21 protein-coding genes and 1 pseudogene are annotated in these 20,690 nt (G+C 33.4%); 10 read left to right on the top strand and 12 right to left on the bottom strand.

The window, feature by feature from the left end; genetic code table 11:
* Positions 1–9 precede the first annotated feature (9 nt).
* The 9 genes and pseudogenes from WN975_RS12875 to WN975_RS12835 all read right to left on the bottom strand — a co-directional run bounded on the left by WN975_RS12875 (position 10) and on the right by WN975_RS12835 (position 9,186).
* Positions 10–468, bottom strand: a complete 459-nt coding sequence (locus tag WN975_RS12875; protein ID WP_337968989.1) for a MarR family transcriptional regulator — start codon at positions 466–468, stop codon at positions 10–12.
* A 595-nt stretch (positions 469–1,063) separates the two neighbouring features.
* Positions 1,064–1,798: pseudogene (locus tag WN975_RS12870) on the bottom strand (MIP/aquaporin family protein); the annotation flags it as partial.
* Positions 1,799–1,823: 25 nt separating this feature from the next.
* The gene (glpK, locus tag WN975_RS12865; RefSeq protein WP_337966895.1) at positions 1,824–3,320 is read right to left on the bottom strand and encodes a glycerol kinase GlpK; all 1,497 of its coding nucleotides are present in this window, start codon (positions 3,318–3,320) and stop codon (positions 1,824–1,826) included.
* A gap of 29 nt (positions 3,321–3,349) precedes the next feature.
* Positions 3,350–4,927, bottom strand: coding sequence for a glycerol-3-phosphate dehydrogenase/oxidase (locus tag WN975_RS12860; RefSeq protein WP_337966894.1), 1,578 nt, complete (start codon positions 4,925–4,927; stop codon positions 3,350–3,352).
* A 206-nt stretch (positions 4,928–5,133) separates the two neighbouring features.
* Positions 5,134–5,907 (bottom strand): alpha/beta hydrolase, encoded by a 774-nt coding sequence (locus WN975_RS12855; RefSeq protein WP_337966893.1) that lies wholly within the window; start codon positions 5,905–5,907, stop codon positions 5,134–5,136.
* An 83-nt stretch (positions 5,908–5,990) separates the two neighbouring features.
* Entirely contained in the window at positions 5,991–6,512 is a 522-nt protein-coding gene (locus WN975_RS12850; protein ID WP_337966892.1) for a GNAT family N-acetyltransferase, read from the bottom strand.
* A gap of 81 nt (positions 6,513–6,593) precedes the next feature.
* Entirely contained in the window at positions 6,594–7,073 is a 480-nt protein-coding gene (locus tag WN975_RS12845; RefSeq protein ID WP_337966891.1) for a YeeE/YedE thiosulfate transporter family protein, read from the bottom strand.
* Between the two features lie 28 nt (positions 7,074–7,101).
* A complete protein-coding gene (locus WN975_RS12840) occupies positions 7,102–7,665 on the bottom strand; it encodes a YeeE/YedE thiosulfate transporter family protein (RefSeq protein ID WP_337966890.1) in 564 nt (187 codons plus the stop codon).
* Between the two features lie 108 nt (positions 7,666–7,773).
* Complete coding sequence (locus WN975_RS12835; protein ID WP_337966889.1) at positions 7,774–9,186, bottom strand: MBL fold metallo-hydrolase; 1,413 nt, start codon at positions 9,184–9,186, stop codon at positions 7,774–7,776.
* Positions 9,187–9,475: 289 nt separating this feature from the next.
* Between WN975_RS12835 and WN975_RS12830 the strand changes: the two genes are divergently transcribed.
* From WN975_RS12830 to WN975_RS12815, 4 genes are all read left to right on the top strand, one after another.
* Positions 9,476–10,066, top strand: coding sequence for an HD domain-containing protein (locus WN975_RS12830; protein ID WP_337968988.1), 591 nt, complete (start codon positions 9,476–9,478; stop codon positions 10,064–10,066).
* A 214-nt stretch (positions 10,067–10,280) separates the two neighbouring features.
* Positions 10,281–11,627, top strand: coding sequence for a cytochrome ubiquinol oxidase subunit I (locus WN975_RS12825; protein WP_337966888.1), 1,347 nt, complete (start codon positions 10,281–10,283; stop codon positions 11,625–11,627).
* 2 nt (positions 11,628–11,629) lie between these two features.
* Positions 11,630–12,706 carry a cytochrome d ubiquinol oxidase subunit II gene (gene cydB, locus WN975_RS12820; protein ID WP_337966887.1) on the top strand — a complete coding sequence of 359 codons (1,077 nt, stop codon included), beginning with the start codon at positions 11,630–11,632 and terminating at the stop codon, positions 12,704–12,706.
* A gap of 145 nt (positions 12,707–12,851) precedes the next feature.
* On the top strand, positions 12,852–13,322 hold the full coding sequence (locus WN975_RS12815) for a barstar family protein (RefSeq protein WP_337966886.1): 471 nt from the start codon (positions 12,852–12,854) through the stop codon (positions 13,320–13,322).
* A gap of 133 nt (positions 13,323–13,455) precedes the next feature.
* On the opposite strand, the gene WN975_RS12810 is transcribed toward WN975_RS12815, so the two are convergent.
* Positions 13,456–14,259: a hypothetical protein gene (locus tag WN975_RS12810; protein ID WP_337966885.1), complete on the bottom strand. Its 804-nt coding sequence runs from the start codon at positions 14,257–14,259 to the stop codon at positions 13,456–13,458.
* Positions 14,260–14,553: 294 nt separating this feature from the next.
* Here WN975_RS12810 and WN975_RS12805 point away from each other — a divergent pair, with 294 nt between their 5' ends.
* The 5 genes from WN975_RS12805 (at position 14,554) to WN975_RS12785 (ending at position 17,822) form a co-directional block, all read left to right on the top strand.
* Complete coding sequence (locus WN975_RS12805; protein WP_337966884.1) at positions 14,554–15,084, top strand: hypothetical protein; 531 nt, start codon at positions 14,554–14,556, stop codon at positions 15,082–15,084.
* A 50-nt stretch (positions 15,085–15,134) separates the two neighbouring features.
* A complete protein-coding gene (locus WN975_RS12800; RefSeq protein ID WP_337966883.1) occupies positions 15,135–15,563 on the top strand; it encodes a hypothetical protein in 429 nt (142 codons plus the stop codon).
* 195 nt (positions 15,564–15,758) lie between these two features.
* Complete coding sequence (locus tag WN975_RS12795; protein ID WP_337966882.1) at positions 15,759–16,349, top strand: Crp/Fnr family transcriptional regulator; 591 nt, start codon at positions 15,759–15,761, stop codon at positions 16,347–16,349.
* Positions 16,350–16,449: 100 nt separating this feature from the next.
* Positions 16,450–17,208, top strand: a complete 759-nt coding sequence (locus WN975_RS12790; protein WP_337966881.1) for a glucose 1-dehydrogenase — start codon at positions 16,450–16,452, stop codon at positions 17,206–17,208.
* A gap of 197 nt (positions 17,209–17,405) precedes the next feature.
* Positions 17,406–17,822 carry a helix-turn-helix transcriptional regulator gene (locus WN975_RS12785; RefSeq protein ID WP_337966880.1) on the top strand — a complete coding sequence of 139 codons (417 nt, stop codon included), beginning with the start codon at positions 17,406–17,408 and terminating at the stop codon, positions 17,820–17,822.
* A 371-nt stretch (positions 17,823–18,193) separates the two neighbouring features.
* On the opposite strand, the gene WN975_RS12780 is transcribed toward WN975_RS12785, so the two are convergent.
* Together WN975_RS12780 and WN975_RS12775 are read right to left on the bottom strand one after the other, a co-directional pair.
* On the bottom strand, positions 18,194–18,979 hold the full coding sequence (locus WN975_RS12780) for a sulfite exporter TauE/SafE family protein (protein WP_337966879.1): 786 nt from the start codon (positions 18,977–18,979) through the stop codon (positions 18,194–18,196).
* Positions 18,980–19,227: 248 nt separating this feature from the next.
* On the bottom strand, positions 19,228–19,854 hold the full coding sequence (locus WN975_RS12775) for a Crp/Fnr family transcriptional regulator (RefSeq protein WP_121329351.1): 627 nt from the start codon (positions 19,852–19,854) through the stop codon (positions 19,228–19,230).
* A gap of 454 nt (positions 19,855–20,308) precedes the next feature.
* Here WN975_RS12775 and WN975_RS12770 point away from each other — a divergent pair, with 454 nt between their 5' ends.
* Positions 20,309–20,620: a rhodanese-like domain-containing protein gene (locus WN975_RS12770; RefSeq protein WP_099709018.1), complete on the top strand. Its 312-nt coding sequence runs from the start codon at positions 20,309–20,311 to the stop codon at positions 20,618–20,620.
* Positions 20,621–20,690 lie beyond the last annotated feature (70 nt).

Below are 20,690 nucleotides of genomic sequence, written 5' to 3'. Positions count from 1 at the left end.
AATTTAAATTTATTTATTGGTTCTGTATTTTTCTAATAACTGATTTAATAATTCTAATTCTTCTTTACTTATATTCTCGGCAAACACACGTTCGTGTTCATCTACTTTCGGATCTAATTCTTTAAGAACATCTAATCCTTTTTGAGTGATTAGAACTTCAATTTTTCGTCGATTTCCCGGGCAAACATTTCTAGTTACAAAATCCTTCAGTAATAATTTGTCTACCAATCGGGTTGTGTTACTTGTTTTTGCCAGCATACGTTCCTGTATTACACACATATTAGCAGGATTTCCTTTTTGTCCTCTTAGTATACGTAACACATTATATTGTTCTCCGGATAAATCATACGGTTTTATCAACTCGTTGAAATGATCCTGAATCACATTTTGCGTGTACATGATATTCAGAATAACTTTTTTCGCATTATCCATCTTAACTGTACTTTTTATAACCTCTTCAATTGTCATAGTTGTAAGTGTATAATTTGTATGTACAAATGTATAACTTTTAATAGTTGTATATACAAATGTCATGTTAATTTTTTGTTAATTGAAATAACGATAAAAATACTAACCTGACAAAGTCTATATAATTAGTATAAAAATAATATTTATTTTTTAAAAGTTCCGAATTATCTTTACTAAAGTTTTTAAAGGTTTGATAAAGATACACTTAAGTTTTTGTTGCTTAAAATAATTGGTTTTAACAGAATGTAAAATTTTATCATCAGGGCGTGCCACCATCCTGACAAGAGGGTAAACATACTTTGCGCATATACGCCCTCTTATCAGGATGCTGTCGGGCTATCCACGCTACTTCGGTAGCCAGCTTCTATCCCTCACGCGAGCCAAATCTCATTAAATTAAGTTTTTTAAGATAATTTGATTTAGATTTTGTTGGATAGAAACGTTATTTTTTAAGTACTAAATTTATTGAATAGCCTCCTGCTTCAGCTGGAGCCAATTCAAAAAAACTTCGCGACTTTGCGACTTTGCGAGATTAATTTTATTTCTAAAAATTTAACTTAATGACATTGCACGTGAGCCCACGATATGTAAAACCTTAATTAAGCGCCAGATAAAGTGCAGCCGCCAAACCAGAACCAAGAATTGGACCAAGAATTGGAATCCAGGCATATGTCCAGTTGCTGCTTCCTTTTATAGGTAAAATAGCGTGCATGATTCTCGGACCTAAATCTCTTGCCGGATTTATGGCATAACCCGTAGTTCCGCCCAAAGAAAGACCAATTACCCACACAACAATTGCCACCGGAAGCGCTCCAATAGTTCCTAAACCAATTGTTGCAGTACTATCTGTTGCGATTTGTAAAGTTGGTCCGGCGATATAAAAGATCGAAAAAATTAAAACGAAAGTTGCAATTACTTCGCTAATTAAATTTGATATATTGTTTTTGATTGCCGGCGATGTAGAGAAACAAGCAAGTTTTGCGCCTTCATCTTCAGTTGCTGCAAAATGATCTTTATGAGACAACCATACTAAAAAAGCACCCAACATTGCTCCAATCATTTGAGCAAAAATATAAGACGGAACTAAATTCCAATTAAATTTCCCAATCAAAGCCAAACCAAGCGTAACGATAGGATTTAAATGCGCACCGCTAATTGGTCCCGCAATAGTGACGCCAACAAAAACGGCAAATGCCCAAGCGGTTGTGATAACAATCCAACCTGAATTGTTTCCTTTAGTGTCTTTAAGTACGACGTTTGCAACAACGCCATTACCTAATAGAATCATTATCATTGTACCCAGAATTTCGGCTATAAATGGAGTCATTTCTTGATGTTTTGTTAATTGCTAAAATCTATTCTTCAATCCAATTAGAGGCGCGGCCAACAGCTCTGTCCCAATTTTTCACAAGTTTATTTACTTTTTCCTTATCCATTTTAGGAGAAAATACTTTGTCAATAGACCATTGTTCTTTCAGTTCGTCTAAGTTTGACCAATAACCCACAGCAAGTCCAGCCAAATATGCAGCGCCCAAAGCTGTAGTTTCTAATGTTGTAGGTCTCGTAACATCAGACCCAAATATATCCGATTGAAATTGCATTAATAAATTATTTCCCGCAGCGCCACCGTCTACTCTTAATTCGATGCCTTTATTTCCAAAATCTGCTTCCATTGCTTTCAGCAAGTCATTTACCTGATAAGCAATTCCTTCTAAAGTTGCTCTCGCAATATGTGCATTTGTTGTTCCCCTTGTGATTCCAACTATTGCGCCTCTTGCATATTGATCCCAATATGGTGCACCTAATCCGGTTAAAGCAGGAACAAAATAAACTCCTCCGTTATCTGGAACGCTCGCAGCGAGAGTTTCGATTTCGTCAGATGAGTTGATTATTTTGGCACCGTCTCTTAACCATTGCACAGCTGCGCCACCAACAAAAACACTTCCTTCTAAAGCATAAGTAGTTTTTCCGTTGATTTTCCAGGCAATTGTCGTCAATAAGTTATTGGTTGAAAAAATAGGTTTTTCGCCAGTATTCATCAACATAAAGCAACCAGTTCCATACGTATTTTTAACCATTCCTGAATTCGTACACAACTGACCAAAAAGTGCCGCTTGTTGATCTCCAGCAACTCCACTAATTGGAATTTTTGTCGAAAATAGGGTAGTGCTCGTTTCGCCATAAATAGCGCTGCTTTCTTTTACTTCTGGCAACATCGCACGCGGAATATCAAATAATGCTAATAATTCATCATCCCAATCCAAAGTATTAATATTAAAAAGCAAAGTTCTGCTGGCATTAGAAACATCCGTCATAAACAATTTACTTCGGGTTAGTTTCCAAATTAACCATGTATCTACAGTTCCAAAGCAAAGTTTTCCCTGTTCCGCTTTTTCGCGTGCACCGGCAACATTATCCAAAATCCATTTTACTTTGGTTCCCGAGAAATAAGCATCCAGAATTAGTCCCGTTTTCTTCTGAATCATTTCCGTATGACCTTGTGCTTTCAGTTCATCACAATATTTTGCCGTTCTGCGATCTTGCCAGACAATAGCATTATATATAGGTTCGCTAGTTTCGCGATCCCAAACAATAGTAGTTTCCCTTTGATTGGTGATTCCAATTGCAGCAATTTCGCGACCCGTAATTCCAACTTTTGCGATAACCTCAGCAGCAACACTAACTTGCGAAGACCAGATTTCGTTTGGATCATGTTCGACCCATCCCGGTTTTGGAAAAATTTGTTTAAATGCCTTTTGAGAAATACTAACAATTCCTCCTTTATGATTGAATACAATGGCTCTGGAAGAAGTTGTTCCTTGATCCAAAGCCAGAATTAATTTATCTTGCATGATCTGTATATTCTTAAGTTAATAAAAATCTATTGAAATTCTTTTAGAAGAAAACCTCTTGCAATTCCGTGGAAATGGGTAATTTCTCTTTGTATCCAGATTTCGTCATGTCCGTTTTCTTTTGCCAGAAGTCGTGCTACTTTTTCAGAAGAAGCAATTGCAGCTCTGGCATCTAAAAATAATAACCGAACACGTCTCGCAAGAATATCATCGACAGTTCTTGCCATTTCATATCGAATTGCCCAAACAACTTCCGCCATTGTAAATTCATGATTTGGATGCAATTTTTCTTTTAATTCAGGTTCGTTTTCTTGTAATTCTAAAATTGCAGGAATATCCGAACCATAAATATATAAGTGATTTTCTCTGTCTAAAGTCGTAGTAGGTTGATTTCCATGAATGGAAAGATGTTCTGTAATACAAGCTTTCTTAGGCAATTTGCCTGTTTTGATTGCCTTATCGATAATATCTTCAGAAATTTTTCTGTAAGTCGTCCATTTTCCTCCAGTAATCGTTATTAATCCGGTTTCTGAAACTATAATTTTATGGCTTCGGGAAACTTCTTTTGTACTTTTTCCTTCCTCTTCGGGCGCAGCCAAAGGACGTAAACCCGCATAAACAGATAAAACATCGGCTCGTGTTGGTTTTTTTGCCAGAAAACGTTGCGCAGTTTCCAGAACAAATTGAATTTCGCTTTCAAGCGCAATTGGTTCCAGACTATGTTTTCTTATTAAGGTATCAGTTGTTCCAACTACAATTCTATTGTGCCACGGAACCGCAAATAAAACCCTTCCGTCACTTGTTTTAGGAATCATCAAAGCATGTTCGCTTGGCAAAAAAGTTTTATCAAATACAAGATGAATTCCCTGACTTGGTACAATATATTTCTTGTACACAGTATCATTAAGTTTCATGATAGCATTTGTAAAAACTCCCGTTGCATTAATAATAGCCGAACCTTTTATCTCGTACTTATCGCCAGTTTCGTGATCTATGGCTTCAACGCCAATGATTTGGTTTTTATCATCCTTTAGTAAATGGACAACTTTAGTATAATTTAAAAGACAAGCTCCTTTTTCGATAGCCGTTTGAGCAATGTTTATCGCCAGACGAGAATCATCAAATTGACCATCTTGATAAATAACGCCATTTTTCAGGCCTTTTTCTTCGACAGTCGGAAGCATTTCAATTGTTTTTTTCTTCGAAATGTATTTTGATCGCCCCAAACTTAATCGTCCTGCCAATAAATCATAAACCGTTAACCCAACGGTGTAAAGTAAACCGTCAAATAAGCTGTAATTAGGAATCACAAAAGATTGATTTTTGACTAAATGACCTGCGTTTTTGGCAAGTAATCCTCTTTCTTTTAAGGCTTCGATGACCAAATGAATATTTCCTTGCTCTAAATACCGAACTCCGCCATGAACTAATTTGGTACTTCGGCTCGAAGTTCCTTTTGCAAAATCTACAGCTTCAAGCAAGATCGTTTTATAACCCCGACTTGCAGCATCAAGAGCAGTTCCCAGACCGCTTGCTCCGCCACCAATTATAATTACATCCCAATGTTCCGTATTTTTTAGTTTCGACAATTGCTCTGAGCGTTTCATATGGCTTTGATTAGTTTACTTTTTGTAAGATTAAATCTTGTATCGTAAACTTAAGGAAACTTAATGAAAGTAAAATGAAGAAATACTATTAATAAGAAATTTTGTCTTTAAAGAAGCTATAAGCCTAAGTTTCGCGCAAAAATAAACCCGACAAGTTTTAAGGCTTGTCGGGTTTTCAATTAGATCAGTTAAAAGAAGTCTAATTATTACTTCCTTAAATATTCTTCAATATATGTATTTAGTATTTTTCGTTCTTCAGTAGTTGCATCATTGTCCATATCACGATGATTAATAGAGGTGAATTGAACTGTCATTCCATATTTTTTCTGTTCTTGCTCATTTGGCAATACATCTTTGTCTGCTTCATAATTACCGGAACGCAACGTATAAACTTTAGGATGATTTACTCTTGGAAGAGGCATTCTTCGGTTATCCATTGTAATGATTTTATAAACCAATTCAGGATATTTAGTTGCAAATAATGCAGTCATATCTCCGCCATTTGAGTGCCCGATAAGTGTCAAATGTTTAAAGTCTAATTCAGTATTTGTTGTTTTAAATTCATTTAAGACATATAAAATATTTTCACAGCCTCTTTCCCAATTTGGTTTTCGTGTAATTTTTAAATCACCCTCCATTGGCAGAAGATCATCAGTAGGTAATTCATGTTGAATACTGATAACAAAATATCCTTTTGAAGCCAAGTTTTCTGTTAAATACGAATAAATCCTATTGTCTCCGCCTTTATTTTCACCATATCCATGACTAAATATTATTACTTGCTGTTTATTTACTTTTTCAGCCATAACCGGATGATAGATAGCAACCGGAATTTTTCGATTTCTTGCTTTGTCAAATAGCTCTAAACTGTCAAGTTTAACATCGTAATTGTTATTTGATGTTTGAAAGTTTGATTTCTTATTATTGGAACAACTTGTTAAGAGTAAGAATAATAAAATTGGAAAATATAGTTTATTCATTTTTTTTGATACACTTTAAATAGTAAACCCGATAAGTTTTTGAAATTTATCGGGTTTGATTCTAAATCCTGAGATTGTATTTTTTAGATTAACTTTTTTTCGAAAGCTTTTCGGGCCGCTCCTCTAAAATATACTTCACCACAATAAGTATAGTCTAATTTGTCTAAGATTTTTAACATCGGAATATTGTCAAAATTAGTGTCTACTTTTATGCTGTGGATATTTTTTTCGAGACATAAACCTTCTATGTTTTTAAAAAGTTTTGTTGCTATGCCTTTTCCTTTTGCCAATTTTGAAACAGCTACGCGATGCACAACACCATAATCTCCATTCGTTAACCATTTACCTTCTATATCTTCGTAAGCAGGTTCTTTATCAAATATAATGGCAGAATAGCATAAAATAGTTTCGTTTTCTGTAAGTACATATCCGTAACCATTTTTTATATCGTTTGTGATCGAAAGTTCATTAGGATAACCGTCTTGCCATTGCGAACTTCCTTCTTGACGTCTTTGTTCGATAGCATCTTGTATGATCGTCCAAATAACAGAAACTTCTGAAATATCAGCTTTTCTTAATACTAATTGTTCTGTTGTGTTGCTCATTTTTTAGGTATTAAATTCTAAAGTAAACCCGACAGTTTTTTAAAATCTGTCGGGTTTGATATTTATATTAGATTGAGAATTCTAATGAGGCAATTTATCTTTAAGGAAACCATAAACCCAGGTTCCTGTAATTGCACTTACAAGAGTTACAACAATTACAGTAACTCCAGTTCCAATTTGTGCGAAAAGTGGTCCGGGACAAGCTCCGGTTATCGCCCAGCCAAAACCGAATAATAAACCACCATAAATTTGTCCTTTATTGAAAGTTTTAGGCTGAATTTCAATTTTTTCACCGTGAATAGTTTTAATATCGAATTTTTTAATCAGCCAAACGGATATAATTCCAACCACGACAGCGCTTCCAATTACGCCATACATAAAGAAAGATTGTAGTTGAAACATTTCCTGAATACGAAACCAACTTATGATTTCGGCTTTTACGAATACAATTCCAAAGAAGATTCCAACGATTAAATACTTAAGATTTGAGAATCCCGAATCTTTAATTTGGCTTCCGTTTATTCCTTCAGTATCTGTATTTTTATTTTCTAAATTATTCATTTTTGAAATTTTAAAGTGAAAGAATATCTTAAAGTGAAAGTATGTAAGGCAGAATCAAATTAGCCATAATAAAACCACCAATCATAAAACAGATTGTAGCAACTAATGAAGGCCATTGCAAATTCGAAATTCCCATAATAGCATGACCACTTGTACATCCGCCTGCATAACGCGTTCCAAAACCAACCAGAAATCCGCCAACAACAATCATAATAAAACCACGAAGCGTAAATAAGCTTTCCCACGAAAAAAGTTCTTTTGGTAATAATCCCGAATGATCCGTGATTCCGTAAGAGGCTAATTGCTCAGAAAGTTTAGTGGTAATTTCAACCGGATTTGGATTTGCCAGAAAATTTGCAGCGATAATTCCGCCAAGAAAAATTCCGAAAACGAAGAATAAATTCCAACTTTCTTTTTTCCAATCGTATTTAAAGAATGAAATATTTGCCGGAATACAAGCCGCACAAATATGTCGTAATGACGAACTAATCCCGAAAGATTTGTTTCCGATAATCAATAAAATAGGAACAGTCAACCCAATTAACGGACCTGAAACATACCAAGGCCAAGGTTCTTTTATTATTTCTAACATATTTTTTAAGGTTCTAAGTTGCTAAGGTTCTAAGTTACTAAGGTTTCTTTTAAGTTCAAAGACTAAAAATCTTAGAACCTCAGAAACTTAGAACCTCAGCACCTTTATTTATAATACTTTACTCTGACAAACGAAATCTGATTTTGGAATATTGGTTTTTGAAATCGCTCCAAAACCGCCTTCAATTTCAGTGAAATTTCTAAAACCGCGAGCTTGCAAAATCGAAGAAGCAATCATACTTCTGTATCCTGCAGCACAATGCAAATAGAAATGCTCATTTGGATCAATATCTTTTACCCAATCATTAATAAAAGCCAACGGTTTATTGTAAGCTTCATCAATATGTTCAGCGCTATATTCGGTTTCTTTTCGAATGTCGATTACTTTATCTTCTTTAAGATTTAATTGACTCGCAAATTGTTCAGCCGAAATTCGGTTTACCGTATCAATTTCAAAACCGGCTTTCTGCCAGGCTTCAAAACCACCTTCAAGATGTCCAACAATTGCATCAAAACCTACACGGCTTAAACGTGTTACAGTTTCTTCTTCAAGACCGGTTTCTGTAACTAATATAATAGGTTGTTTTACATCGGCAATCAAAGTTCCAACCCACGGCGCAAAATCTCCGTTAATACCAATATTGATAGATTGCGGAATAAATCCTTTGTAGAAATCAACATTTTTTCGAGTGTCCAGAATCAAAGCTCCGGTTTCTTCGGCTACAGCCTCAAAATCTTCCGCTTTAATAGCTTTCATTCCGTTATGCAAAACCGATTCGAAACTTTCATAACCACCTTTGTTCATTGCCACATTCATACTAAAATAAGCTGGCGGAGGTAATAATCCGTCTGTTACTTCGGTGATGAATTCGGCTTCAGTCATATTTTCGCGTAAAGCGTAATTAGTAGCTTTTTGATTCCCGATAGTCGAAACCGTTTCTTTACTCATGTTTTTCCCACAAGCACTTCCTGCTCCGTGCGCAGGATAAACGATTACATCATCTGCAAGAGTCATGATTTTGTCTCTTAGCGAATGAAATAAAATTCCCGCTAATTGATCCTGAGTCATTCCCGCAGCTTTTTGAGCCAAATCAGGACGACCAACATCACCAATAAACAAAGTATCTCCAGAGAAAATCGCATGATCTTTTCCGTTTTCGTCAATTAGTAAATACGTTGTACTTTCCATTGTGTGACCCGGAGTATGCAACGCTTTGATAGTAATATTTCCAATTTTGAATTCCTGTCCGTCTTTGGCAGAAATGCAATCAAATTCACAAGCCGCATTTGGTCCGTAAACTATTGGAGCCTGAGTTTCCTTGCTCAAATCGATATGACCGGAAACGAAATCTGCGTGAAAATGCGTTTCAAAAATATATTTCAATTTTACATTATCGCGCTCTAAACGATCTAAGTAAGGCTGAATTTCTCTAAGCGGATCAATAATGGCCGCTTCACCATTTGAAGTAATATAATAAGCACCTTGCGCTAGACATCCGGTGTAAATTTGTTCTATTTTCATGATATAAAATCTAAAATAATGATGCACAAAGGTAACTCGGTTTTTTGGTAAATTAAGTGACTATTGTTACAGAAATTTGCTTTTTGTGTAAAAAATGAAATTTTACCATATAAGTTAAATAAGTGAATTTAAGATGCCAAATAATTTGCGTTATGCTAAAAAATTAAGGTTTTATGATAGTCGAAATTTAAGACAAGAAATAATATGCGTCAGGCTAAAATGAACTTAAATAACTTACATGGTAGAAAAAAAAATCTACGTAATTTTACATCTAAAGAAAATTATTGATATGAAAACAGAAGATTTATTGAATCAAATTGCTTTTATAAAAGAGATTGATAAAGTAAAATACATTCAGCGAAGAACGAAGCTTTTTAATAGCGACCGAAACGAAAATGACGCTGAACACAGTTGGCATTTAGCTTTGATGGCAATTGTTTTGGCAGAACATTCAAATGAGCCAATAGATGTTTTGAAAGTGGTAAAAATGGTTTTGATACATGATATTGTTGAAATCGATGCCGGAGATATTTTCTTATATGATACCCAAATAAATCACGATAATACCGACCAAGAAAGATTGGCAGCAAATCGTATTTTTGGTTTATTACCTAAAAATCAAGCCGACGAAATGATTGCAATTTGGGAAGAATTTGAAACCGGAGAAACCAACGAAGCAAAGTTCGCAAGATCAATGGACAGATTAGAACCTTTATTGCAAAATACTTCAAATAACGGAGGAACCTGGAAAGAATTTGGCGTGCCTTATAGTAAGGTTTACGAAAAAAAGAGCGTCATAAAAGAAGGTTCCCGAGAAATATGGAATTACGCAGAAGGATTAATAAACGAAAGCGTAGAAAAAGGAATCTTGAAAAAATGATTTGCACCATATAAGTGATATAAGTTCATTTAAGCTTATTGTTATTCAGCACAAACCTAAAATGAACTTATATCACTTATATGGTTTGAAAAAAAATAAATGTTTTGAAAGCACTAAAAAGTTTAACAAATGTTGAGCGATAAACTTTTTTTTAAGGCAGGAATTTCGGGTTTTAATGGGTAAATTTGTGGGACTTCATAAATAAAATACCACTATGGAAGAAATGCTTTTTTATGACCGAATGCAATTCGCCTTCACAATTACCTTTCACTATCTTTTTCCGCAACTTACAATGGGTCTTTCGCTGATCATTGTTTATTTTAAGTGGAAATATCTAAAAACTCAAAACGAACAATATAATCACGCCACGCATTTCTGGATGAAAATTTTTGCCCTGAATTTTGCGATGGGCGTTGTAACCGGAATCCCAATGGAGTTTCAATTTGGAACCAATTGGGCAAAATTTTCCGAGCTAACTGGCGGAATCATTGGTCAGACTTTAGCAATGGAAGGAATGTTTTCTTTCTTTCTTGAATCCTCATTTTTAGGTTTATTTTTATTTGGAGAAAAACTCCTTGGACATAAATGGCATTTTGTAACCGGATTATTAATTTGCATTGGTTCCTGGGCAAGCGGATTTTTAATTATTGCAACACATTCGTGGATGCAGAATCCTGTAGGTTATGAAATTCTGGAAAACGGAAAATTTGTCCTTAATAATTTTCAGGCGTTATTCTTAAATCCGTGGTTGTGGCCTTCATATTTACACAATCAGGCTGCTTCATTAGTGACGAGTTCATTTGTTGTGGCGGGAATTGGATCTTTTTATATTTTAAGCAAAAAGAATGTTTCCTTTGGGAGATTGTTTCTTAAAACGGGCGTTATTTTCGGATTGATTTCGAGTATAATTGTAGCGGTTCCAACGGGAGATTTATTGGCTAAAAATGTAGTAAAATATCAACCTGTAACTTTTGCCGGAATGGAAGGAATTTTCCATACCGAAAAGAAAGGTTCTGAAATTGTCCTGATTGGTCAGCCTGACGTAAAAGACAAAAAACTAGACAATAAAATTGCAGTTCCAAATATTCTGAGTTTCCTAACTTACGGAAATTGGAATCAGGAAATTAAAGGTTTAGATAAATTCGAAGAAGATTTGCATCCAACCAATATTTCGGGGTTGTATTATGCGTATCATATTATGGTAGGTTTAGGAACGCTTTTTATTGGATTAATGGTTTTGGCACTTTTTCAATTAATCAGAGGGAAATTATTCGAAACCAAATGGATTTTATGGTCGCTCATGTTTATGATGCCATTTCCGTATATCGCAAATACAACCGGCTGGTACACCGCCGAATTAGGAAGACAACCTTGGCTCGTTTATAATTTATTACGAACAGCATCCGGTGCTTCACCAACGGTTTCGTCCGGAAATACCTTATTTACTTTACTGGGTTTTATAGGATTGTATCTTTTACTGGGAATGTTGTTTTTGCTTTTGATTGGAAAAATCATCAATAAAGGACCTCATAATGTTGAACTGAATTCAGAAAAAATATAATTATGGAATTTTTTTGGTACGTTGTTTTAATGGGAATTCTGGCCGTTTATATTGTTTTAGACGGTTACGATTTTGGAGCAGGAATAATTCATTTATTTTTTGCCAAAACAGAAAAAGATAAAAAAGCAATCACAAATGCAATCGGTCCGTTTTGGGATGCCAACGAAGTTTGGATTATCGCGGCTGGAGGAGTTTTGTTTTTTGCTTTTCCAACTTTATACGCTTCGTCTTTCAGCGGATTTTATTTGCCGTTGATTATGATTTTATGGCTTCTGATTTTCCGTGCAATCGGGTTGGAAATGCGCGGACAAGTGCATCATCCAATGTGGGAAACTATTTGGGATAAAGCGTTTGGAATCGCAAGTTTGCTTTTGGCTTTGTTTTTCGGGATCGCTTTAGGAAATATCGTTCGTGGCGTGAATCTCGGAATGGTTACAAACGGAGTTTCTACACAAGAAGCGCATTTTTTCTTTTTGCCTTTATGGAATCCTACTTTTAGTCCGCAAGCAAATGAATTAGGAATTATCGATTGGTTTACTTTATTTCTTGGAATTGTAAGTGTGGTCGCTTTGACGATTCACGGTGCAAACTGGATTATCTTTAAAACGAATTCTTCTTTAAATACACAACTTAAGAATGTGGTGTTTAAACTGAATATCGTTCTTTTGATTTTGGTTTGTATTTCCTTGCAAATCTGGCATTTTATTGAACCAAAACCATTTCATAATTTTATTGAAACACCAATTCTTTGGTTTTTTCCTCTAATGACTTTTGTTGGTATTTTAGGTTTATTCAAAGTGCGTTCGTTTAAAAAAGACGGTCACGGATTTATATTTTCGACCTTGTTTTTAGTTGGCGGATTTGCCTCAACAGCAGTTTCGATTTTTCCGAATGTTTTGCCTTCGACCAATAATGTAAATCCATCATTAACGATTTACAACACCGCAGCCGGAGAATATGGATTGAATGCCGGAATGAGCTGGTTTTTTATCGCTTTGTTTCTGGTGATTATTTATTTTATTATTCAATATCGCGTTTTTAGCGGGAAAATGGATGATATTGGATATGGAGAACATTAATTGTTTTTAGTTTTTTTAGCTACGAATTCACGAATTAATTATATAAATAGCCGTTGGTTTTAAATCAACGGTTTTTTGTTTGAAAGACATAATAGCTTTAGCTGAAAAGGATTATATTTGGCTAAAGCCGAGAAAATAATAAAGTATGGTAGAATTTAAAAATGAACCCAAAACTTGGGGAAGATTAGATTTTGAGATTCTGTTTCATGGTTTTTTAAAACCATATTCAGATTATAAAGTTTTAGAAAATGATATTATTTGGCTTAAATCAGAAGGTTATAAAATAATTCAATTTGATTGTGAAGAATGGACAAATAAAGAAATTATGCATAATGCTTTACATGGTCAATTTGATTTTCCAAATTATTATGGACATAATTGGGATGCGTTACAAGAATGCTTAAATGAAATTGAAATTCAGGATAATGGTTTAGTTGTTCTATTTGATAATTTGGATAAAATAAATATAAAAATAGCTCATACTTTAATTGATGTGTTTGTCTCAAGTGCGCAAAGACATCTAATATTTTCGGAAAGACTTTTAGTACTGTTTAAAGTTGAAAGTCGAAATTTTCCATTAAATCCTTATGGAGCAAGCAAATTGTATTGGTATTAGAAAACCAAAATGTAAAATTATTAGATTTAATCTAAGAAATTAGAATTAATTATATCAATAGCCGTTGGTTTTAACCAACGGCTATTTAGTTTTAAGAATTAACGCTTTAGCCAAAATGTAGCCATATAAAAACTCAATTCATTAAAAACTCAGTTTTGTTAATAAGATAGGTATTCAAAACTTTTTGAAAAGACGTTAATTCGATGTTTTCAGATTTAATTATTTTTCCATCGCTGTATATTTCATATTGACCATTATTGGGAGATTTTTTGGTCCATAGAATTCCGTTTTTAATTTTGCCTAATTGGTCAGTTTTTAAATATGCAGTTACGTTTTCTCCTGATTCAGATTTTATTTTTTCTCTATACTTGCTTAAATAAATTCTTAAAAGTGCATCTTCCTGAGAGAAAAAATCTGCTATTTCATTAAAAAGTGAATCAATATTTACGTTGTTTTCGGATGTTTTTAGAAAAACATATAATTTATAACTTTTTTCATAATCGCCTTCGGGGAATTTGGCAGCATAATTATTATACAAATAGCTGAAATTTTCATTGTCTGATATTTTACTGTAAATCAAACTATTTGAAGGTAGGTTACTGATTTTAAAATCGAAAAATTCTATAGAGGAAATAAGATTGCCTTTATAAAAAAACTCACTGACTTTTTTTTGATTCTTGACATATATCTTTATAAGAGCATCTTTTTCGATCTCATTTTTAATAATTATGGTGTCTTTTTCTTTAGAGAAAAAAAATAAATTACCATAATATGCAGCTGAAACCTCAACCGAAAAACTTTCGAGCTTATCATCATTATTATATTGTTTAATAATTGCTCCGCTTTCAATATCAATTTTTTCGGTTTTCGAGTTGTTCGCTTCTTGTGCGAAAACGGAGAAAGTGAATAATAAAAGTATTATTATTTGTTTTTTCATTCGTTTTATATTTTATCAGATTATTCTCTATACTATCAAAAGTAGCTTATCGAATGATAAAATGTTTCTATCTGTGGGAATTATTTTTTCTCAAGTGTATGTTATAGTTTAGTTTATTCAAAAAAAGGATATATTTGGCTAAAGCCGAAATCGAATGTTTGCTAAATTCCATTGGTTCAAACCAACGGCTATTCAAAATGTTAGATGAACATTTTTCAAAGTTGAAAAAATTGACAAACTGAAAAGTTTATCCGTTTAATTAAAAGTAATTTTATATCATAAAGGATTTATCTAATGAGGAAAATAATTTCAGTTATTATAATATGTCTGTTTTATTCATGCAATAAAAAAGAAGCAGTTTTTGCGCCTAATTTTACAGATTTTATTTTTGTTAATCTCAGTTTACAAGAGAATATATCGTTGAAGTTTACCGGAAATGATACATTATATTTTCAAAAGAGATTGCCGGATCTACCTTTAGAAAATTATATTGTGGTTATAAATAAGCAAGATAGAGATTCTTTAACTTTGAAGATAAACAAACTTGATTTGGCAAAATACGAATCGATTTATGCTCAAAGTGCCGGTGATAATTCTCAAGTTTTTATTTTAAATAAAGATGGAAGAAGTAAGTCTGTTTGTATTATTGAAGGAAGTGGTCCAGAGGAAATGATTCGTTTTGGAAATTGGTTAAACAAATTGGAATCCAAATATAAACGTATTAAAACTACTGAATATATACATTTTTGGAATTTGCAAAAAGTTGTTCCACCGCCATTTCCACCAAGTAAATTGAAGAAGGTTAGATTTATAAAAAGCAAATGATCCTGTTTGGTTGGCTGAACATCCAAGTGAAAATTAAATATCCTCAATAAATGAAAAATGGAATTCTAATACTATTTTGCTTTTGTATACTAAGTTGTCAAAAACAAAACATTAATAACGATTTACTGAACAAAGAAAATGTTTCATTGCGTAAAATGAATGATTCATTAAGTAAACAATTAAAAGAAGCAAATCAAAAGCTAAGTGATTTATTCGAAGAAGATTATGATGCTTCAGATCTTATAAAGAAGGGAATTGCAAATCCTGCAAGTTTTATCGAAAATGAATTCCGAAAAAAAGAATTAATTCCTTTAAAAGCTGCTTTAGGAGGAAAAATGACATATGAAAACATTCAGCTTTTGGGGAGCAAATTCTTGATTGCAAGTTATAGTGATGGTCATGTTGAGGGAAAAAGTATTTATTCGTATAAAATTACCGATTCTAATAACTTGGAATTTAAAATAATAGGTTCAGAATAAACGGTATTAAATTTAAAATATTAAAGCTTTATGCTAATCTTTTCTAGTGTGGTTGCTTCGTTCCTCGCAATGACGTAGCGTGTGTCGCGGCGAAAACGTCCAAAATAAACAAATCTAATTTATCGTATTGCTATCATTTTTTGGAATAAATTTGTAAAACTACCAAGCTACAATTTAAAAGCAACTTAAAATTCCATGGAAGATCTGACGTTATTTATTGAAAACATTAATAAGAAAGTTGTTTTGTTACCAGACGAAATGGATGTTTTATTGTCTGAATTTAAAGTTCGGAAAATAAAGAAAAGACAATTTATTGTACAACCGGAATTTGTAAACAAACACAGAACTTATGTTCTTGAAGGATCTTTTCGGGCTTATGTTGTCGATGAAAAAGGTACGGAACATACGATTCAGTTTGCGATTGAAGATTGGTGGATCGCGGATTATAATAGTTATATATACCAAACTCCGGCAACGATGTTTATTGTTGCGCTTGAAGATAGTGTGATTCTACAAATAAATCATGAAGCCGAGCAGAAACTGAAATCATCCAGTCATAATCTGGAAACATTATTTCGTTTAATGGCCGAAAAATCGGCGGCATTTTATGCGCGTCGGATTATTGCAATGCTTACCCAAAATGCAGAACAACGTTATAGTGAGTTTCTGGAAAAGTTTCCAAAAGTTGCGCAACGCCTTCCACAATACGCTCTTGCGTCTTATCTTAATATGACAACAGAGTTTTTATCTAAGATACGTAATGAAAAAGTCAAGAAAAAAGGTTGAACTAGTTCAACCTTTTTTCCTAAGATACTTCAACTTTTCAGCTTGACTTAATACCCAACTTTGCTTTATCAATTAACAACTTATAATTAATAAAGTAAAGATGGAAAATTTAGGAAAATTAAACGGGAAAGTTGCATTAATAACTGGCGCATCAAAAGGGATTGGTGCCGGTATCGCAAAAGCATACGCAAATCAGGGCGCAACTGTAATCGTAAATTATGCAAGTAGTAAAAGTGATGCTGATAAAGTCGTTCAGGAAATAACTGCGAATGGCGGAAAAGCAATTGCAATACAAGGGAATGTCGAAAAATCGGCAGATGTAAAACGCATTTTTGAAGAAATCGTAAAATCATTTGGTAAACTGGATATTCTGGTAAATAATGCCGGTGTTTATAAATTTGCAGGAATTGATGATATTACGGAAGAATCGTTTCACAATATGTTTAATATTAATGTATTGGGAAGCATTCTTACGATTCAGCAAGCGGTGAAATTATTTGGAGACAAAGGTGGCGTAATCATTAATACGGGTTCTATAGTTTCGACGCTTGATATGCCAACTACGTTAATTTATACGCAGACAAAATATGCTGTTGATGCAATGACACGTATTCTTGCCAAAGAACTTGGTCCGAAGAATATACGTATCAATTCTATAAATCCTGGACTGATCGAAACGGAAGGTTCTCATAGTTCTGGAGTTATGAATGGAGATGCAGAGAAATGGCATGTTTCTGAAACTCCACTTGGACGAGTTGGAAAACCAGAAGATATTGCAAAAGTTGTTGTATTTCTTGCTTCCGAAGATTCTTATTGGATTACTGGCGAAACTATTGCCGTTTCTGGTGGACAACGCTAATTGAAGTTTGGTTCTCAAAAACATTAAAGACAAATCCGTTTATTCTTAGGAATAAACGGATTTTTTAATTTTCATCTTTGTCAAAGTTTAAAACTTTGACAAAGATTATAGTTATTTTGTGAAAAGTATCTTACAAAAAAGAAGACGTATTTTACTGCTATAATAAATTTCTAAGGAATTTTAAATATCTTTGAATTATGAGCACAGCAATAAAACAAAAACATATCGGACGAAATATAAGCCGAATCAGAGAACTTCGAGGAATGAAACAAGAAGCACTTGCAGAAGCTATTGGAATAAGTCAACAAAGTGTTTCCAGCATTGAATCAAGCGAGGAAGTTGAGACTAAAAGACTTGTAGAAATTGCAAAAGCGCTTGGAGTTACAGTTGAAGCAATTGAAAATTTTTCGGAAGAATCAGTTTTTAATTTTTTTAATAATTTCTACGATAATAGTTCAAGCCAAGGAAATAGTTTCAATCAAGGTATGTTTGCTACTTTTAATCCATTGGATAAAGTAGTTGAACTTTACGAACGTTTGATTCAGGCTGAAAAAGAATTAGTTCAGGCGGAAAAAGAAAAGGTTGAATATCTTGAAAATCTTTTGAAAAAATAGAATAACAAAAAATTTCAATTTACCTGAATTTGCGTTAGGGATAGAAGTGGTATCTCGCGATTTAGAAAAACAAGGCTTTTTAGCCGTAGTTTTTGTTAATCGGGAATTTAGTGGATAGCCCGACCGGAGGGAACGCCCAAAAAATACAAATCCGTTTACTCTCAGGAATAAACGGATTTTTTAGTTTTCATCTTTGTCAAAGTTTAAAACTTTGACAAAGATTACGCTACGAGTAAAACTAAAATTTTAAATCTCTAACGGAATGAATTCCGTTTCTACAATATGAATCGTTCCTTCGGAACTTTCGCTTTATAATAAATTTCAACATCAACAAATCTGCGTTATCTGCAAAATCTGCGAGAAAAAATATTCTAAAATAAAACCTCTTTTGTAATAATATAAAATCCCATTACGAGAACAAACCATCCAAAAATGGGTTTAAGTTTTGTACCATCTATTTTTTTAGAAAGCTGACTTCCAATTAACATTCCGAAAAGTGCCATTCCGGAAACGCCTAATAAAAAGGTGTAATCGATGGGAGTTCCGATGTATAAATCGCCTCCAAAACCTATTGAAGAATTTATCGTGATAATCAATAATGATGTTCCAACGGCTTGTTTCATTGGTAAATTGGCAAAAAACAACAAAGCAGGAATTATTAGAAATCCACCGCCAGCGCCAAGAAATCCAGTTATGATTCCAACGATGAAACCTATTATACTTAGTTGTGTGTAATTTGTTTCGGTTGCTTTTATTTCGGTTTTGTTTTTTCTAATCATCGAAATTGCCGCTGTAATCATTAATATCGAAAAGATTATCATGATCAGAAAATCTTTGGAAACTGAATAAGAAGCCACAGAAAACAAGGTTGAAGCGATTTGAGGAAATATGACTTCACGGATTATCAGAATCGAAATCACTGAAGGAATTGCAAAATATAATGCTGATTTCAGTTTCAAGTTTCCCATTTTATAATGGCTATAACTTCCGGATAAAGCGGTTAATCCAACAATAAATAAGGAATATGAAGTTGCTTGTTCCGGATTTACTTTAAACAAATACACCAAAATAGGAATTGTCAATATTGATCCGCCACCGCCAATTAAGCCAAGTGAAATCCCGATGATGATTGAAGCAAAATAACCTAAATATTCCATTGCATTTGTTTTTATGCAAAGGTGGTTTGTAAAATAAAAATCTACAGTAACATTTATCACACAAGGATATTTTTGTTGCTGATTTATAGCCCGCGGATTTTACGGATTAAACGGATTTTCGCAGGTTTTTCTTTTTTCTATTGACGATTAAATTTATCAATTGGAAAGTTTACGGATTAAGAGTTTACATTACAAAAAAAAAAATCAGTAAAAATCTGTTTAATCCGCCAAATCTGCGGGCAAAAAAACTATTTCAAAAGTTCAATTTGGTTTCGGTTTAGTTTGACCAAACCTCTTTGTTCCATTTTTTTGAGTAATCTCGAAACAACTTCTCTTGAGGTATTTAATTCTGAGGCGATTTCTTGGTGTGACAAATTTACTTCGGAACATCCACAAGCGTCGGAATGTCTTTTTAGGTAGAATTCTAAACGTTCGTCCATAGAACGGAAAGCGATATTGTCAACAACTTCTAAGACTTCTTCGAATCGATTTCTATAAGTTTCGATTACGAATTCGTACCAAGATCTGTGTTCCATCATCCATTTGTCCATCATTTGCAACGGAATCATCATTACAGAAACGTCTTCGACAACTTTTGCCATAATCTGACTTTTCTCGCTTTTGGTAGCGCAAATCATCGAAATGGCGCAAGCCTGACCTGGTTGCAAATAATACATTAGAAATTCACCGCCATCTTCGCCTTCACGATAGATTTTGATTTTTCCTTTGGTGATCAAAACAGTATTCTTAATATATTGTCCGGTTCGCATTAAGATGGTTCCGGCTTCATAATGCTGCAAACTTCCATTTTCTTCGATTGTCGAAATAAGTTCGTTAGAGAAATTCGGGAATATATTTTTTAATGAATTTTGCATTGGTTATATGTTGTAATTATTGGGCCACGGATTTTACGGATTGAACTGGTTTGTACAGATTTATTTTTATCAAATACTAAAATATTTTTAACACTTTAATCCTTTAATCTGTGGCAAAAAATAAATTTTAGCATAGTAAATTCGTGAGAATTAGTGCAATTCGTTGCAAACATTTTTTATCAAATTAAGGTTAAAAACTATAATTTTTTACAAAGATAGCAGATTGGAATGGTATAAATTATCAGAAAACTATATTTAAGATGTAAAAAGGAAAATGAAAAAATCCTATTTTCGATCGAGTTTATAGACTATATTTTTAAAAATAGTAAGTAAATTTGTCTTTCACTGATTATAATCCTTTCTCTAAAACGTTTTCTGAGAATAATAATCGAAATCGCATTTGGCACGTTTTTAATTAATAGAAACGTCGTAATTTTACAAAAACACATTTATTATGAATTTATCACAAGAAGATTGGGTTAATCAGCTTAACGCTGACGAGAATGCAGTTATACTTGACGTAAGAACTGAAGACGAATTTAATGACGGCTATATCGAAAATGCTGTAAATATCGACATTAATAAAGGACAAGGTTTTATTTATGAAATCGAAGAATTAGATAAAAACAAAAACTATTATGTGTATTGTCGTTCTGGTGCCAGAAGTGCTAAAGCATGTCAGATAATGAATGAGTTAGGTATAAATAATGCCTACAATTTGCTTGGTGGAATCCTGGACTGGGAAGGGGAAACAGTGAATCCATAAAAGATAGAAAAAAGAGGCGCAAAAAGCCTCTTTTTTCGTTTAAATGCTATTAATAACCAAACATAAATTA

Source organism: uncultured Flavobacterium sp. (assembly GCF_951805225.1).
Lineage (GTDB): Bacteria > Bacteroidota > Bacteroidia > Flavobacteriales > Flavobacteriaceae > Flavobacterium.
This window is presented reverse-complemented; position numbering and strand designations above follow the sequence as displayed.

What these genes read in the sequence shown, in the direction of transcription:
- WN975_RS12770 (WP_099709018.1), top strand. Translation starts at nt 20,309, where the DNA reads ATGAATTTATCACAAGAAGATTGGGTTAATCAGCTTAACGCTGACGAG.
- WN975_RS12805 (WP_337966884.1), top strand. Translation starts at nt 14,554, where the DNA reads ATGAGGAAAATAATTTCAGTTATTATAATATGTCTGTTTTATTCATGC.
- WN975_RS12780 (WP_337966879.1), bottom strand. Translation starts at nt 18,979, where the DNA reads ATGGAATATTTAGGTTATTTTGCTTCAATCATCATCGGGATTTCACTT.
- cydB (WP_337966887.1), top strand. Translation starts at nt 11,630, where the DNA reads ATGGAATTTTTTTGGTACGTTGTTTTAATGGGAATTCTGGCCGTTTAT.
- WN975_RS12775 (WP_121329351.1), bottom strand. Translation starts at nt 19,854, where the DNA reads ATGCAAAATTCATTAAAAAATATATTCCCGAATTTCTCTAACGAACTT.
- WN975_RS12790 (WP_337966881.1), top strand. Translation starts at nt 16,450, where the DNA reads ATGGAAAATTTAGGAAAATTAAACGGGAAAGTTGCATTAATAACTGGC.
- WN975_RS12795 (WP_337966882.1), top strand. Translation starts at nt 15,759, where the DNA reads ATGGAAGATCTGACGTTATTTATTGAAAACATTAATAAGAAAGTTGTT.
- WN975_RS12860 (WP_337966894.1), bottom strand. Translation starts at nt 4,927, where the DNA reads ATGAAACGCTCAGAGCAATTGTCGAAACTAAAAAATACGGAACATTGG.
- WN975_RS12815 (WP_337966886.1), top strand. Translation starts at nt 12,852, where the DNA reads ATGGTAGAATTTAAAAATGAACCCAAAACTTGGGGAAGATTAGATTTT.
- WN975_RS12830 (WP_337968988.1), top strand. Translation starts at nt 9,476, where the DNA reads ATGAAAACAGAAGATTTATTGAATCAAATTGCTTTTATAAAAGAGATT.
- WN975_RS12825 (WP_337966888.1), top strand. Translation starts at nt 10,281, where the DNA reads ATGGAAGAAATGCTTTTTTATGACCGAATGCAATTCGCCTTCACAATT.
- WN975_RS12785 (WP_337966880.1), top strand. Translation starts at nt 17,406, where the DNA reads ATGAGCACAGCAATAAAACAAAAACATATCGGACGAAATATAAGCCGA.
- WN975_RS12835 (WP_337966889.1), bottom strand. Translation starts at nt 9,186, where the DNA reads ATGAAAATAGAACAAATTTACACCGGATGTCTAGCGCAAGGTGCTTAT.
- WN975_RS12850 (WP_337966892.1), bottom strand. Translation starts at nt 6,512, where the DNA reads ATGAGCAACACAACAGAACAATTAGTATTAAGAAAAGCTGATATTTCA.
- WN975_RS12875 (WP_337968989.1), bottom strand. Translation starts at nt 468, where the DNA reads ATGACAATTGAAGAGGTTATAAAAAGTACAGTTAAGATGGATAATGCG.
- WN975_RS12840 (WP_337966890.1), bottom strand. Translation starts at nt 7,665, where the DNA reads ATGTTAGAAATAATAAAAGAACCTTGGCCTTGGTATGTTTCAGGTCCG.
- WN975_RS12800 (WP_337966883.1), top strand. Translation starts at nt 15,135, where the DNA reads ATGAAAAATGGAATTCTAATACTATTTTGCTTTTGTATACTAAGTTGT.
- WN975_RS12855 (WP_337966893.1), bottom strand. Translation starts at nt 5,907, where the DNA reads ATGAATAAACTATATTTTCCAATTTTATTATTCTTACTCTTAACAAGT.
- WN975_RS12810 (WP_337966885.1), bottom strand. Translation starts at nt 14,259, where the DNA reads ATGAAAAAACAAATAATAATACTTTTATTATTCACTTTCTCCGTTTTC.
- glpK (WP_337966895.1), bottom strand. Translation starts at nt 3,320, where the DNA reads ATGCAAGATAAATTAATTCTGGCTTTGGATCAAGGAACAACTTCTTCC.
- WN975_RS12845 (WP_337966891.1), bottom strand. Translation starts at nt 7,073, where the DNA reads ATGAATAATTTAGAAAATAAAAATACAGATACTGAAGGAATAAACGGA.